Annotated in this window: 10 protein-coding genes, 1 other RNA gene and 1 pseudogene; 9 read left to right on the top strand and 3 right to left on the bottom strand. The window is 37.7% G+C overall.

What is annotated here, in order from left to right; all coding sequences use genetic code 11:
- Nucleotides 1–67 precede the first annotated feature (67 nt).
- From tig to DYI00_RS02870, 6 genes and pseudogenes are all read left to right on the top strand, one after another.
- Nucleotides 68–1,423, top strand: coding sequence for a trigger factor (gene tig, locus DYI00_RS02895; protein ID WP_011577806.1), 1,356 nt, complete (start codon nucleotides 68–70; stop codon nucleotides 1,421–1,423).
- Between the two features lie 19 nt (nucleotides 1,424–1,442).
- Nucleotides 1,443–2,030, top strand: a complete 588-nt coding sequence (clpP, locus tag DYI00_RS02890; protein ID WP_011577805.1) for an ATP-dependent Clp endopeptidase proteolytic subunit ClpP — start codon at nucleotides 1,443–1,445, stop codon at nucleotides 2,028–2,030.
- 4 nt (nucleotides 2,031–2,034) lie between these two features.
- Complete coding sequence (gene def / locus DYI00_RS02885) at nucleotides 2,035–2,562, top strand: peptide deformylase (RefSeq protein ID WP_011577804.1); 528 nt, start codon at nucleotides 2,035–2,037, stop codon at nucleotides 2,560–2,562.
- A 2-nt stretch (nucleotides 2,563–2,564) separates the two neighbouring features.
- Entirely contained in the window at nucleotides 2,565–4,085 is a 1,521-nt protein-coding gene (locus DYI00_RS02880; RefSeq protein WP_011577803.1) for a YifB family Mg chelatase-like AAA ATPase, read from the top strand.
- Between the two features lie 24 nt (nucleotides 4,086–4,109).
- Entirely contained in the window at nucleotides 4,110–6,170 is a 2,061-nt protein-coding gene (locus DYI00_RS02875; protein ID WP_104709269.1) for a heavy metal translocating P-type ATPase, read from the top strand.
- Between the two features lie 54 nt (nucleotides 6,171–6,224).
- Nucleotides 6,225–6,858: pseudogene (locus DYI00_RS02870) on the top strand (restriction endonuclease subunit S); the annotation flags it as partial.
- Nucleotides 6,859–7,264: 406 nt separating this feature from the next.
- Here the strand turns inward: DYI00_RS02870 and DYI00_RS02865 are convergent.
- The 3 genes from DYI00_RS02865 to secA all read right to left on the bottom strand — a co-directional run bounded on the left by DYI00_RS02865 (nucleotide 7,265) and on the right by secA (nucleotide 13,053).
- Nucleotides 7,265–8,764 (bottom strand): outer membrane family protein, encoded by a 1,500-nt coding sequence (locus tag DYI00_RS02865; protein ID WP_011577798.1) that lies wholly within the window; start codon nucleotides 8,762–8,764, stop codon nucleotides 7,265–7,267.
- A gap of 469 nt (nucleotides 8,765–9,233) precedes the next feature.
- The gene (locus DYI00_RS02860) at nucleotides 9,234–10,466 is read right to left on the bottom strand and encodes an FtsX-like permease family protein (RefSeq protein WP_011577797.1); all 1,233 of its coding nucleotides are present in this window, start codon (nucleotides 10,464–10,466) and stop codon (nucleotides 9,234–9,236) included.
- Entirely contained in the window at nucleotides 10,456–13,053 is a 2,598-nt protein-coding gene (secA, locus tag DYI00_RS02855) for a preprotein translocase subunit SecA (RefSeq protein WP_104709276.1), read from the bottom strand. The genes DYI00_RS02860 and secA overlap by 11 nt, the downstream gene beginning before the upstream one ends.
- A 134-nt stretch (nucleotides 13,054–13,187) precedes the next feature.
- Between secA and lolA the strand changes: the two genes are divergently transcribed.
- The 3 genes from lolA (at nucleotide 13,188) to DYI00_RS02840 (ending at nucleotide 14,739) form a co-directional block, all read left to right on the top strand.
- Nucleotides 13,188–13,742 (top strand): LolA-like outer membrane lipoprotein chaperone, encoded by a 555-nt coding sequence (gene lolA / locus DYI00_RS02850; RefSeq protein ID WP_104709270.1) that lies wholly within the window; start codon nucleotides 13,188–13,190, stop codon nucleotides 13,740–13,742.
- 64 nt (nucleotides 13,743–13,806) lie between these two features.
- Nucleotides 13,807–14,190, top strand: a transfer-messenger RNA (tmRNA) gene (gene ssrA, locus DYI00_RS02845).
- A gap of 21 nt (nucleotides 14,191–14,211) precedes the next feature.
- Complete coding sequence (locus tag DYI00_RS02840; protein ID WP_011577794.1) at nucleotides 14,212–14,739, top strand: hypothetical protein; 528 nt, start codon at nucleotides 14,212–14,214, stop codon at nucleotides 14,737–14,739.
- Nucleotides 14,740–14,745: the final 6 nt, after the last annotated feature.

The following is a 14,745-nucleotide window of genomic DNA, read 5'->3' as shown; positions in this document are numbered from 1 at the left end:
TATCAACCGAAATTCAAACAAATTAAGCTATAATGCCTATTTAATTTTTTAACCATTAAGGAAAAAAATGAATCTTGAAGTAAAAAAGATTGACACCGCTAACTCCCATTTGAGCGCTAAGCCTTCCATTGAAGATTTAAAAAAGCGTTATGATAAAATCGCTCAAAAAATCGCCCAAAAAGTTAAGATTGACGGCTTTAGAAGAGGTAAAGTCCCCCTTAGTTTAGTGAAAACCCGCTATCAAGCTCAAATTGAGCAAGACGCCCAAGAAGAAATGTTTCAAGAGATTTTAAAAAACGCTCTTAAAGAATTAGGGATTGAATCTAAAGACTTGATCGGTAGTCCCAATCTCACTAAATTTGAAAAAAAAGACACGCATTTTGAAATAGAAGCGGACATCGGCTTAAAACCCACGATCGTTTTAGACAAGATCAAAGAGTGTGTGCCTAGCGTGGAAGTGGAAGCGGTGGATGAAGAAAAGGTTAATGAGCGTTTGAAACAGCTCGCTAAAGACTATGCGAAGTTTATAGACACTGATGCTCAAAGAAAAGCTCAAAACGATGATAAATTAACGATTGATTTTGAAGGCTTTATAGACAATGTGCCTTTTGAAGGGGGCAAGACTCAAAATTTTAGTTTGATTTTAGGCAGTAAGCAAATGCTAGAAGATTTTGAAAAAGCTCTTTTAGGCATGCAAGCGGGCGAAGAAAAAGAATTTTCTTTGACTTTCCCTAGCGATTATCATGCAAAGCATTTAGCTGGCAAAGAAGCTCTCTTTAAAGTGAAATTACACCAAATTCAAGCGCGTGAAGTGTTAGAAATCAATGATGAACTCGCTAAAATCGTGTTAGCTAATGAAGAAAATGCGGCGTTAGAGCTTTTAAAAGAAAGGGTTAAGGGGCAATTATTTTTAGAAAATAAGGTCAGACTCTATAATGAAGAGTTAAAAGAAAAATTGATTGAAAATTTAGATGAAAAAATCCTTTTTGATTTGCCTAAAACGATTATAGAGCAAGAAATGGATTTGTTATTCAGGAACGCTCTTTATTCCATGCAAGCAGAGGAAGTCAAATCCTTACAAGAAAATCAAGAAAAAGCTAAAGAAAAGCGTGAAAGTTTTAGGAATGATGCGACAAAAAGCGTGAAAATCACTTTCATTATTGACGCTTTAGCTAAAGAAGAAAAAATTGGCGTGCATGATAATGAAGTCTTTCAAACCTTGTATTATGAAGCGCTGATGACAGGGCAAAACCCAGAAAATCTCATTGAGCAATACCGCCGAAATAACATGTTAGCAGCAGTGAAAATGGCGATGATTGAAGATCGAGTGCTTACTTATTTCTTGGATAAAAACCTATCTAAAGAACAGCAAGAAATTTTGGAAAAAATGAGGCCTAACGCTCAAAAAACTCAAGTGAGTTGAATAATAAAAAGGAGAAATGGTGGGATACATTCCTTATGTGATAGAAAATACTGATCGAGGGGAGCGCAGTTATGATATTTACTCGCGCCTTTTAAAGGATCGCATTGTTTTATTGAGCGGTGAAATCAATGACAGCGTGGCGTCTTCTATTGTGGCTCAACTCTTGTTTTTGGAAGCTGAGGATCCAGAAAAAGATATTGGCTTGTATATCAATTCTCCCGGTGGGGTGATAACAAGTGGTCTTAGTATTTATGATACGATGAATTTTATCCGCCCTGATGTTTCCACGATTTGCATCGGTCAAGCGGCTTCTATGGGGGCGTTTTTATTGAGCTGTGGGGCTAAGGGCAAGCGCTTTTCATTACCTCATTCAAGGATTATGATCCACCAGCCTTTAGGGGGGGCTCAAGGGCAAGCGAGTGATATTGAAATCATTTCTAACGAAATTATCAGGCTTAAGGGTTTGATGAATTCTATTTTGGCTCAAAATTCAAAGCAAAGCTTAGAACGGATCGCTAAAGACACGGATAGGGATTTTTACATGAGCGCTTTAGAAGCTAAAGAGTATGGCTTGATTGATAAGGTGTTGGAGAAAAATGTAAAGTGATTGCATGGCGTTATTAGAGATTATCCATTACCCTTCTAAAATCTTAAGAACGATTTCTAAAGAGGTCGTTTCTTTTGATGCAAAATTCCATCAGCAATTAGATGACATGCATGAAACTATGATCGCTAGTGAGGGGATAGGGTTAGCGGCGATTCAAGTGGGCTTGCCTTTGAGAATGTTGCTTATCAATCTCCCACGAGAAGATGGCGTGCAGCATAAAGAGGATTGCCTAGAAATCATTAACCCCAAGTTTATAGAAACTAAAGGATCAATCATGTTTAAAGAGGGGTGCTTGTCTGTGCCGGGGTTTTATGAAGAAGTGGAGCGCTTTGAAAAGGTTAAGATAGAGTATCAAAACCGCTTCGCTAAAGTGAAAGTTTTAGAGGCGAGCGAGTTGTTAGCGGTAGCCATCCAGCATGAGATAGACCATCTCAATGGCGTGCTGTTTGTGGATAAATTGTCCATCTTGAAGCGTAAGAAATTTGAAAAAGAACTCAAAGAATTAAATAAAAATCCCAAAAACAAGTCCTAGCCATGATTAACACGATATTTTGCACAACCATGCAAAGGGGAGTAGCAGAAATCGTGGCTGTGGAAGCGACTTTCACGAGAGCTTTACCGGCATTTGTGATTTCAGGGCTCGCTAATAATTCTATCCAAGAAGCCAAGCAGCGAGTCCAATCAGCCTTACAAAATAACGATTTCACTTTCCCGCCTTTAAAAATCACAATCAACCTTTCCCCTTCAGATTTGCCTAAATCAGGAAGTCATTTTGACTTGCCCATCGCTCTTTTAATCGCTTTACAAAAACAAGAATTAAGCTGTAAAGAGTGGTTTGCTTTTGGGGAGTTAGGGCTTGATGGTAAGATCAAACCCAATTCTAATATTTTCCCCATGCTTTTAGACATTGCCATTAAACGCCCCCATGCAAAAGTCATCGTACCTAAAGCGAATGAAGAGCTTTTTTCGCTCATTCCTAACTTGCAATGCTTTTTCGTGGAGCATTTTAAAGAAGCCTTAGAAATTTTACAAAACCCTGAAATTAAAGCACACACCCACATTAAAAATCTCCCTTTTGAAATGATAGAAATCCACCACAAAGAATATTATTTTTCAGACACCTACGCTTTAGATTTTAAAGAAGTTAAGGGGCAAGCTATCGCTAAAGAAGCCGCCTTGATCGCTAGTGCTGGGTTTCATAACTTGCTTTTAGAAGGAAGCCCAGGGTGTGGTAAAAGCATGATTGTTAATCGCATGCGTTATATTTTACCCCCTTTAAGCTTGAATGAAATCTTAGAAGCCACAAAACTGCGTATTTTAAGCGAGCAAGACAGCACCTATTACCCCTTAAGGAGCTTTAGAAACCCGCATCAGAGCGCTTCAAAATCTAGTATTTTAGGCTCAAGCTCTCTCAAAGAGCCAAAACCTGGCGAAATCGCATTAGCGCATAACGGCATGCTTTTTTTTGATGAATTGCCCCATTTTAAAAAGGATATTTTGGAAGCTTTAAGAGAGCCTTTAGAAAACAATAAATTAGTGATCTCGCGAGTGCATAGTAAGATTGAATACGAAACCTCCTTTTTATTTGTAGGAGCTCAAAACCCTTGCTTGTGTGGGAATTTGCTCAGCCAAACCAAGGCGTGCCGTTGTCAAGATAGAGAAATCACACAGTATAAAAACCGCTTGAGCGAGCCTTTTTTGGATAGGATTGATTTGTTTGTGCAAATGGAAGAGGGGAGTTATAAAGACGCACCGTTGCATTCTTGGACTTCAAAAGAAATGCATCAATTGGTATTATTAGCTTTCAAACAGCAAAAATTAAGAAAACAAAGCGTTTTTAATGGTAAACTTAATGAAGAACAGATAGAACAATTTTGCCCTTTAAACGCTGAAGTGCAAAAGTTGTTAGAGCAGGCGGCTGAAAGGTTTAATCTGTCTATGCGCTCTGTCAATAAGGTCAAAAAGGTCGCTAGGACGATTGCGGACTTAAACGCTTGCGAGGGTATAGAAAAATCTCACATGCTTAAAGCGTTGAGTTTTAGAAAGATTTCTTAAAATTTTTTTAATAAGGGAGAGAAAATGCAAGAATACCACATTCACAATTTGGATTGCCCTGATTGTGCAGCTAAATTGGAAAGGGATTTAAACAAACTGGACTGTGTGAAAAAAGCTCAAATCAATTTTAGCACCAGCAAGTTGTTTTTGGATACGAGCGATTTTGAAAAGGTTAAGGCTTTCATTAAGCAAAACGAACCGCATTTGAGCCTGTCTTTTAAAGAAGCCGTAGAAAAGCCCTTGAGTTTTACCCCACTCATTACGACAATTATTGTCTTTTTAGGCGCGATTTTAATCTTACACTTAAACCCTAGTGCTTTCATTGAAAAGGCGGTGTTTGTGGTGTTAGCTTTAGTGTATCTCATAAGCGGTAAAGATGTGATTTTAGGGGCGTTTCGTGGGCTTAGAAAAGGGCAATTCTTTGATGAAAACGCTCTCATGCTCATTGCGACTATTGCGGCTTTTTGCGTGGGGGCTTATGAAGAGAGTGTGTCTATTATGGTGTTTTATTCAGCGGGTGAGTTTTTGCAAAAACTCGCTATCTCGCGCTCTAAAAAATCCCTTAAGGCTTTAGTGGATGTCGCCCCTAATTTAGCCTACTTGAAAAAGGGCGATGAATTGGTGAGTGTTACGCCTGAAGATTTGCAAATCAATGATATTGTGGTGGTGAAAGTTGGCGAAAAAGTGCCTGTTGATGGCGTGGTGATTAAAGGCGAGAGTTTGCTAGATGAAAGGGCGTTGAGTGGGGAGTCCATGCCTATTAATGTCAGTGAAAACTCTAAAGTGCTTGGGGGGAGTTTGAATTTAAAGGCGGTGCTTGAAATTAAAGTAGAAAAAATTTATAAAGATTCTTCTATCGCTAAAGTGGTGGATTTAGTCCAACAAGCCACGAATGAAAAGAGTGAAACAGAGAAATTTATCACTAAATTTTCACGCTACTACACCCCAAGCGTTTTATTTATTGCGTTAATGATCGCTGTATTACCGCCCTTGTTTTCTATGGGGAGCTTTGATGAGTGGATTTATAGGGGGCTTGTGGCTTTAATGGTGAGCTGTCCTTGTGCATTAGTGATTTCTGTGCCTTTAGGGTATTTTGGAGGCGTGGGAGCGGCGAGTAGGAAAGGTATTTTGATGAAAGGTGTGCATGTTTTAGAGGTACTTACCCAAGCTAAAAGCATCGCCTTTGATAAAACCGGCACCTTAACTAAAGGCGTTTTTAAAGTGATGGATATTGTGCCACAAAACAGGCATTCTAAAGAAGAAGTTTTGCATTACGCTTCTTGTTCGCAGCTCTTATCCACGCACCCAATTGCTTTATCCATTCAAAAAGCTTGCGAGGAAATGTTAAAAGACAATCAGCACCAACATGACATTAAAAATTACGAAGAATTGAGCGGAATGGGGGTTAAAGTGCAATGCCATGCGGATTTGATCATCGCAGGGAATGAAAAAATGTTTGATAAATTCAATATCGCGCACAGCCCTTCCCCACAAAATGGCACGATCGTGCATGTAGCTTTTAACCAAAATTATATAGGTTATATCGTAATTAGCGATGAGATTAAAGATGACGCTATAGAGTGTTTAAGGGATTTAAAAGCACAAGGGATAGAAAATTTTTGCATTTTGAGTGGGGATAGAAAAAGCGTGACAGAAAGCATTGCAAAAACTTTAGGCTGTGAATACCATGCGAGCTTGTTGCCTGAAGAAAAAACGAGCGTGTTTAAAAACTTTAAAGAGCGCTATAAAGCCCCGGCGATTTTTGTTGGCGATGGCATCAATGATGCGCCAACTCTAGCGAGTGCTGATGTGGGGATTGGCATGGGGAAAGGATCAGAATTGAGTAAGCAAAGTGCGGACATTGTGATCACGAATGATTCTTTAAATTCATTAGTGAAAGTCCTAGCGATCGCTAAAAAAACTAAAAGCATTATTTGGCAAAATATCTTGTTTGCTTTAGGGATTAAGATGGTTTTTATCGTGCTAGGGCTTATGGGGGTAGCGAGCTTGTGGGAAGCCGTTTTTGGCGATGTGGGGGTTACGCTTTTAGCCTTGGCTAATTCCATGCGCGCGATGAGGGCTTAAGAAAGAGCCTTTTTATCGCTAGTGCATTAAGAAGCTTAAAGGGGAAAAATGCATAAAATAGAGCAATTACTCCAAACTCTAGTGCTGATGGGGTGGAGTTTAAAAAAATTGGGGAATTATTCAAAAGAAATGAGGGTATAAATATTGCAGTCGCACAAATGAAAAAACTGCACTCAGAGATTGGTTAAGGTTAGAATTTTTGCAGGTGGAACAACAAAAAGCTGACATAAATTATAAAGATATTTCCAAAAAAGACATTATCCATTGCGAAAGCGTCATTATTAAATCAAGGGGTAACATAGGATTTGAATACTACGATCAGCCATTTTCTCACAAAAATGAAATTTGGTCGTATTCCTCAAAAACTAACCAAACGCTAGTGAAATTTTTATACTACTACCTTTCTAATAATCAACATTATTTTCAAAAATTAGTGCAAAGCTCATCGGTGAAAAACCCCCCCCAATTAAGCGTGTCTGATACAGATGAGCATGAGATGCCAATCCCACCCCTAGAAATCCAACAAGAGATTGTTAAGATTTTAGATCAATTTTCAGCTTTAACCACTGATTTGCAATCCGGTATCCTAGCCGAAATAGGAGCGAGAAAAAAGCAATACGAGTATTACCGAGAAAAATTATTGACTTTCAAACCGCTAAATCCCCATAAAGATTTTAAAAAATGCTAAAAGTATTTTTCAAAATCAATAAAATAATTTTAAAGAGCTTGATTTTAATCAAGCGATAGTTTATTAAAAAAGCGGTCTTTTAGGGGTTAGGGGGATTTTTCCCCTTAAAAAGTGAGTTTAAAATAAAGCTTAAAAAATAAGTTTTTAAAATAAAACAAATTTTAAAATGATAAAACAAAACAAGCCAAAATCTCATTGAAAAAAAGTTTTAGTATCCATATTCAAAGCGTAATGAAATAAAAAAACTTAAAAATTTTAATGCCTTTTACAAATAAGTCTTAAGCTAAAATGGGTGGCAAAAGCTTTTTGATTTTAGGATTAAAGATAAAGTACCAGCTACTTTAATGGGTGTTTATTGCTAGGTGTTCCAACAAGCCCTTTTAAAAAGGGTTATCATTAAAGGGGTTTAAAGTTTCCACACCAATTCGGTAAAAATGTGGCTTCTGTCTTGATCGGTCGCGGGCTGGCTGTTTAATTTTGGTCCGTTCCATCCCATTCTATAGCCTTGATGCATGAAAACATTGTAATATTCAAATTTAATATCAGCTGAGAAGTTTTTAGAAAATTTATAGCCCAAGTTGAGCGACAGGCTTTGCTCGTTAGCCCTAGGTCCATAAGTCAAGCGTCCCAATAAACCCCAAACGAGTTTTTTATGCACCCCACCGCCAAAGGCAAACACGGTAAAAGCGTTCGCATCCATCATGTAAGACAAAGAATTGATGGTGTTTGCATAAACGCTATTGGTCCAAAAGTCAAAGCCCAAGCGGTTACCATGATAACCTATCATCCAGTTAGCGTTCCCAAAGGCTTTGTAAATGCCGGCACCAAAATTGTATTCATTCCATTCAAACTTTTGCTTGATCATCAAACTATGTCCGTTTTTACCGGCTAGCATGCCAAATTGATAAGTGTCCCAATACCTTTTAGGATAAATGGGGTTGAGCACGGTAATATCCGTTTGAGAGCGAAACCCCAAGCCATTAAAATGGGGGTTGCTGTCATAAGTGATGGTGAAGTTAGGATCATATTCATTAAAGGGTGAAAAATAGAAAAAAGGCTGAATGCTCCAACCCTTATAATTCCAAATTATATAGAAAGCATGCACCCCAGGGTTGATGGTTTTTCCATTTTTAAGGGTGTAGGTTTTAGGCGAATAGAAATTATAAAGCCATTCGTTATAGGCAAAGCCACGCCCAAAAGAGCTAAACCACCAGAATTTAAAACGCCCTAAATTCAAGGTCATATCCAAGCCTTGCGTGTAACCACTCATATAATCTGCCGGTGATTCGTATCTTCCGCCTCTAATTTCAAAAATATCTTTGTAGTTGTAGCGCAAATAAGCGTTGTAGATCACATAATTTCTTGTGTTATTGGCGTAACTTTTAGCGCAAGTGGAAGCCGCTAAAGCTTCTTGATTGGCTAATTGCGTCATCTCAGCTTGAGTCATTTTGTCGTATTCGCCTTGGGTTAAATTCCCTGCGGCTAACCCACAACTAGCCCATGGTTTTTGCCCCACAAGACCGCCCCAATAACCCACATAGTTCCAAGCCATAGGCCCATAGGTTTTGCCATTAACTTCGTTAATAAAATCTTTTGTATTATCATAAATAACAGCCCCTCCCCAACCTCCAAGGCTCCCATCCAAATGATGTCCTTTAGCCGTAACGCTTTTGGGTAAAATCTCGCTGAAATCCAATTGCATGTAAGCCATAACCGTCATAAAGGTTTCTGTGGGGTAGAGCCCTTTATCGGTATTGATGGGTTTGTTATTAAAACCGATTTTAGAAAAGCTTTCAGCACCTGCCTTGACCTTAGCGATTTTGCCCAAATCAAACGCTTGAGCTTGAGAAGAGATTGAAAAAAGGATCGTTGCGATAGTTTTGAAAGATGCAACTTTGACATTCATGTTTAACCTTTAACATAAACTAAATTCTAAATTGATAGAGCGAGACACAACCATTTAAAAAATTTTCATAATCAATCTCGAGCAATGGCGGCGTCTGATCAATTTGTCCATCTTTCCATCCTTTTTACTATGAATTTTGACTTGCAACATTGGTTTTCATTGTTTGTTAATATTAGCATAAAATGATTGGGTTTTTGGTAATTTTAAAAATAAAATTTTAAAAATAAAATGTTTAATGGGTTATCAATTGAAACAAAAACTCTGTTTTTTTGAATATTCAAACTCATTTCTCTTAAGGGGATAGGGGGTATTTTAAAAAACCCTCCCCTACAACCCCCAACTAAAAACCCCCTAACCCAAGAAGACCGCTTTTTTAAGAAACTATCGCTTGATTAAAATCAAGCTCTTTGGCATTAACCTTTAAAAAATGCCTTTAGCATTTTTAAAACACTCCATTAAACAAAGCCTTTTATTCATTCCTCAACACGCTTAAAGCATCAATACTAGAAGCTTTTTTGGATGGGTAATAAGAAGAAAGGGCTACGATGATAATAGAGCCTATTAAAGTGAGGAGAAAATCTATTAAAGATAAATCTAAAGGCAAGGTATTGATACCATAAACATCTTCTGGGAGCGAGATAATAGGGAACACGCTCAAAACATACATGCTCACAAACGCTAAAACCACCCCAAGGCTCACGCCGCCTAAACCAATGATATTACCCAAATAAAAGAAGGTTTTTTGAACTTCTTGCTTACTGCTTCCCATGCTAAAGAGTAGAGCGATTTCTTTACGCCTGTTCATCACCACCATTAAAAGCGAGCTAATAATATTTAAAGATGCCATTAAAATAATGAGCATGAGCACAATGAATAACGCTCTTTTTTCTAACTGCATCGCCGAGAAAAAATTCCCATTTTGTTGCCACCATCCTTCAATCCCTATGCCATGGTGGTTGATGGTTTTGAGAGCGTTGCGTAAATTTTCAATATCTTTCATAGGCGTTTTAGAATAGACATGCACCCCATCATAAAGTCCTAAAGGCAATCTCCTGATCGCGCTTACGGCTTGAAGGCTTGCATACATGTAGCTCATATCATACGATCTTAATCCTGAATCAAAATCGCCTTTGATGATAAAGCGTTTCATAATAGGGGAGAGGGTTAGACCTGTGGGCTCTAATTCAGTAAAAAACAAGTCGGCTTTTTGGTTGAGATCCAAATTCAAGCTATATCTCAAGCTTTTTCCCACAATCAAACTAAAAGGGTTTTTGATGAGATCTTTTTCATCAATATTTTTTAAAGCGTCGTTTAAAACTGCATTAATGCGTCTTTCTTTAGAAAAATCAACCCCAAACACAACCCCACCATTCATAGAATGCACGCTTTTAATCAAACTTTGGGTTTGCAAATAGGGGCTAAAAAGCAAATTAGGGAACTCTTTTTCTAAGATTTGAACCACTCCTTCGCTAATCCCATAAGGGCTTGTGGTATAAAGCGTTAAGGGGTAATTCATCACAAAAAGCTTTTTTTCAAATTCCTTACTCATGCCATTCATGATCGCCATAGCTACAATTAAAACCATCACGCCAACAGCCACGCCAAAGAAAGCTAACAAAGCGGTGATGCTAATAAAAGGTTGGCTTTTATCAAAACGCAAATAACGCTTGATAAGGAAAAAAATTAAGGATCTATTTGGCAAACAAGCCCTTTTTAGGCCCACTTTTAGCGCAACAATCTTTATATTTTTTACCGCTCCCGCAAGGGCAAGGCTCGTTTCTTTTAGGGGTTTTAGAAAAAACTTTTATGGCTGCATTCAAGTCTTCATCTAAAGCCTCTTCATGGCGGTAGGTTACGCTTTCATGCTCTCTTTCTTCGCTAAAGTTATCCAAATAACGCTCTGCATCGCTAGAATCTTGCTCATTTTCAAACTGAATCTTAGAAAAGGTTTTGATCGCTTCCACTTTAATGTCTTCAATAAGCTCCAAGAAAAGGTTGTAACTCTCTTTTTTGTATTCTACGAGAGGGTCTTTTTGGTTATAGCCTCTTAAATTAATACCGGTTTTGAGATTATCCATCGTATAAAGGTGCTCTCGCCATGCGTTATCTAAAATCTGCAAATACACAATGCGTTCAATCCGACTTCTTTGTTCGCTATCCAAAGCTTTCATTTTGTTTTCATAATCGTTTTTGAGCTTTTCGGCTACAAAATTTTCAATAGAATCGGCTTGTTCTAAATTTTCTAACTCAATGTTGGTGTTAAAATCTTCTTTTAAGATGTTTTTAAGCCCTAAAAGTTCCTCTTTAGATAAGTTTTGATTGTCAAAAGCTTTGAGTTTAGAAAAGATTTGATTGAGCGCATATTCCCTATTTTCAGCGATTTTAACGCTAATATCGTAATTGACATCTAACAATTCATCTCTAAACTTGTACACGCTTTTCCGTTGCTCATTGGCGACATCATCGTATTCTAACAAATGCTTACGGCTTTCAAAATGCAAGCTCTCCACTTTTTTTTGTGCGTTTTCCACCGCTCTTGTTACAAGCTTGGATTCAATGTGTTCGCCATCTTTGAGCCCTAATTTTTCCATCACCCCCTTAATCCTATCGCTCCCAAAAATACGCAACAAATTATCTTCTAAACTCAAATAAAACTGGCTCACTCCCGGATCACCCTGCCTCCCGCTTCGCCCTCTTAGTTGGTTGTCAATCCTACGGCTTTCATGCCTTTCAGTGCCAATGATATACAGCCCCCCAAGCTCTTTAATCTCATCAGTGAGTTTAATATCAACGCCCCTTCCGGCCATGTTGGTCGCAATCGTAACCGCCCCCTTAAGCCCGGCGTCTTTGATGATTTCAGCTTCTTTGGTGTGTTGTTTAGCGTTTAAAACGGTGTGAGGGATACGCTCTTTTTTGAGTAAAGCGTGTAAGGTTTCACTCTTTTCAATGCTAGCTGTGCCAACTAAAACGGGCTGACCTTTATCGTGTAGTTCTTTAATCTTAAGGATCACAGCATCAAATTTTTCTTTTTCACTCTTATAGATTAAATCGTTCAAATCTTTTCGTTTGATCGCTAAATTAGTGGGGATAGACACCACTTCTAAATTATAAATTTCTAAAAATTCTGTGGCTTCGGTTTGAGCCGTGCCTGTCATGCCAGAAAGTTTAGAAAACATCCTGAAATAATTTTGGAAAGTAATATCCGCTAAAGTCTGGCTCTCTTCTTTAATGCTCACGCCCTCTTTAGCCTCTAAAGCTTGATGCAAGCCCTCACTAAATCGCCTCCCTTCAGACAAACGACCGGTAAATTCATCCACAATCACCACTTCATTATTAGCTACAATATAATCTTTATCAATAAAAAAGAGATAATTCGCTTTCAAGGCTTGATCTAAATGGTGCGATAAGGTGGCGTTTTCAATCTTGTATAAATTATCCACTCCAAAAAGATTTTCCGCTTTTTTAATCCCCTCTTCAGTGATCAAAATCGCGCGGTTTTTTTCATCAATCGTGAAATCCACTTCCACTTGCATGCTCTTAGCGACTTCATCAGCCTTGTTGTAATTTTCCATGCGCCTATTCACAGGCCCTGAAATGATTAAGGGGGTTCTTGCTTCATCAATTAAAATAGAATCCACCTCATCAACAATGGCAAACGCATGGGATTTTTGCACCTTATGCTCTAAAGAATATTTCATGTTATCCCTTAGATAATCAAAGCCAAATTCATTATTAGTGCCATAAACAATGTCTTTAGAATAAATTTCTAATCGCTCATCATCATCTCGCACGCTCGCTGTGATTGTGCCTACGCTATAACCTAAGAAATGATACAAAGGCTCCATTTCTTTAGAGTCCCTATGCGCTAGGTAATCATTAACGGTTACCACATACACGCTTTCGCCTTTTATCGCATTTAAAGCCACCGCTAAAGTAGCGACTAAAGTTTTTCCCTCGCCAGTTTTCATTTCAGCGATTTTGCCATCGTTTAAGACCATGCCCCCAATGAGTTGCACATCAAAATGGCGCATGTTTAAGACTCTTTTGCTCGCTTCTCTAGTGATGGCAAAACTTTCTGGTAAGACTTCTAAAAGGGTTTTTTCTTGCAAATCTTTTTCCACCGATCGCACACGCTTTTTTAACTCTTCAAAAGCGTTTTGAAGCTCAGTATCGCTCATTTTTTCATAAGTAGGCTCTAAGGTATTGATAGCTAGGACTTTTTTTTTGTATTGTTTGATCCAGCGATCGTTTCTAGTGCCAATGATTTTCCCAATTATTGCTTTTATCATCGTTGTGATAACCTTTAAGAGTGCTTTAATCATAAAGCGTCAGTTTTTAGCTCCATTTTAGCATGGATAAAATAAAAGTCTTGTAAAATAAAGGGTTTTATTGGAATAGGATATTATTTTAAGGTTTTACTATAATGAAAGCTTTTTTAAAGATTTTGATGGTTTTAATTTTTATAAGCGTCGCTCATGCTAAAAATCCTTTGACGCTTTCTAAAGAAGAAGAGGTTTTGCATAATTTGCAAAGTTTTAGTGCACATTTCAAACAGGTTTTAAAAAATGAAAAGCCCTTAGTTTATTATGGGGTTTTAAAGGCTAAAGCCCCTAATCTGGCTTTATGGGTTTATGAAAAACCCTTAAAAAAAGAAATTTATATGAACGATAAAGAAGTAGTGATTTATGAGCCTAATTTATTTCAAGCCACGATCACGCCCTTGAAAGACAAGACAGATTTTTTTACCATTCTCAAGCAATTAAAAAAGCAAGCTGATGGCTCTTTTAAAACGATTATCAATAAAACCATTTATCGTTTGGTTTTTAAAGACAGCAAACCTTTTTCGTTGGAATTTAAAGACGAAGTGAATAATCTAGTCACGATCACTTTTTCTCAAGTAGAAATTAACCCTAAAATCGCTATTGAAATCTTTGTCTTTAAGCCTAAAGATGAAAATATTGATATTGTGCGCCAATGATTTTAACTTTTCATTACTCTTTGTTAGTCAAAATGATCTAGAATATCAAGCATTTAAAAATTATGGGGCTGATTTTGGATTTCGACAGATTTCTTGTCGTGCAGATGCATGCCAAGTGCTACTTGTAAAACAGCAACAAAAATAACTGTAAACAACACAGATTACGCTCCGGCTTACGCTAAAGTTGCGTGAGTTAATCTCCTTTTGGAGCTGGACTGATTAGAATTTCTAGCGTTTTAATCACTCCATAACCTTAAGCTAGACGCTTTTAAAAGGTGGTTCGCCTTTTAAACTAAGATAAAGAACTCTTGAAACTATCTTAAGGTTTTAGAAAGTTGGACCAAAGCTAGTTTTAAGGCTAAAAAGCTAATCAATTTTCTAAGCATGTAGAAGTTTGTGTTTAGGACAAGATTTTTGGACTGGGGTTCGATTCCCCACAGCTCCACCAAATAAAAAGTAAGGAAGGTAAATGCAGAAGTTTTTCTCTCATTTTAGAAAGTGGGCGTTGCCCTTTTATTTTGTCAGTGTTTTAGCAGCGATTGATATTGGTGAATTGACACAAGCCCAAGCCAATAGCGTGAAATTAAGCGATGCGTTAGTGAGCTTGAGCGATAAGCTTTTAGAAAAGGCAGTGGACAGGGGGCGTAATGCGGATTACATTAAAGAGTTTAACGATTTGCATGAAAAAATCAAGCATTTACGCTTGATTTTAGAGCCTAAACCCAAAGACAAAAAAAACAACCCTGAATTAAAAGATCATCAAGGCTCTGAAACAATAGAAATTGGCGAAGCGATTAAAAAGGCTTTAGGCAATCCGGTTGATCCACAAGACGCACTAGAAGTCGCTTTGCAAATTGACAAACAATTGGATCTTTACAAACAAGACGACTTGATTGATGTTAAGCCCTTAAAGGATATTTTAGACCAACTAGAAACTGAATTGAGAAAGTCTATTAATCTCCAAAAACAATGGCTCAATTCCAACAAACCTAATTGATAGGGT

The sequence above is a fragment of the Helicobacter acinonychis genome (assembly GCF_900461455.1).
GTDB lineage: Bacteria > Campylobacterota > Campylobacteria > Campylobacterales > Helicobacteraceae > Helicobacter > Helicobacter acinonychis.
Note: the sequence above shows the minus strand (reverse complement) of the source record. Positions and strands in the feature narration are given on the sequence as shown.

What these genes read in the sequence shown, in the direction of transcription:
- tig (WP_011577806.1), top strand. Translation starts at nt 68, where the DNA reads ATGAATCTTGAAGTAAAAAAGATTGACACCGCTAACTCCCATTTGAGC.
- def (WP_011577804.1), top strand. Translation starts at nt 2,035, where the DNA reads ATGGCGTTATTAGAGATTATCCATTACCCTTCTAAAATCTTAAGAACG.
- DYI00_RS02880 (WP_011577803.1), top strand. Translation starts at nt 2,565, where the DNA reads ATGATTAACACGATATTTTGCACAACCATGCAAAGGGGAGTAGCAGAA.
- DYI00_RS02875 (WP_104709269.1), top strand. Translation starts at nt 4,110, where the DNA reads ATGCAAGAATACCACATTCACAATTTGGATTGCCCTGATTGTGCAGCT.
- DYI00_RS02865 (WP_011577798.1), bottom strand. Translation starts at nt 8,764, where the DNA reads ATGAATGTCAAAGTTGCATCTTTCAAAACTATCGCAACGATCCTTTTT.
- secA (WP_104709276.1), bottom strand. Translation starts at nt 13,053, where the DNA reads ATGATAAAAGCAATAATTGGGAAAATCATTGGCACTAGAAACGATCGC.
- lolA (WP_104709270.1), top strand. Translation starts at nt 13,188, where the DNA reads ATGAAAGCTTTTTTAAAGATTTTGATGGTTTTAATTTTTATAAGCGTC.
- DYI00_RS02840 (WP_011577794.1), top strand. Translation starts at nt 14,212, where the DNA reads ATGCAGAAGTTTTTCTCTCATTTTAGAAAGTGGGCGTTGCCCTTTTAT.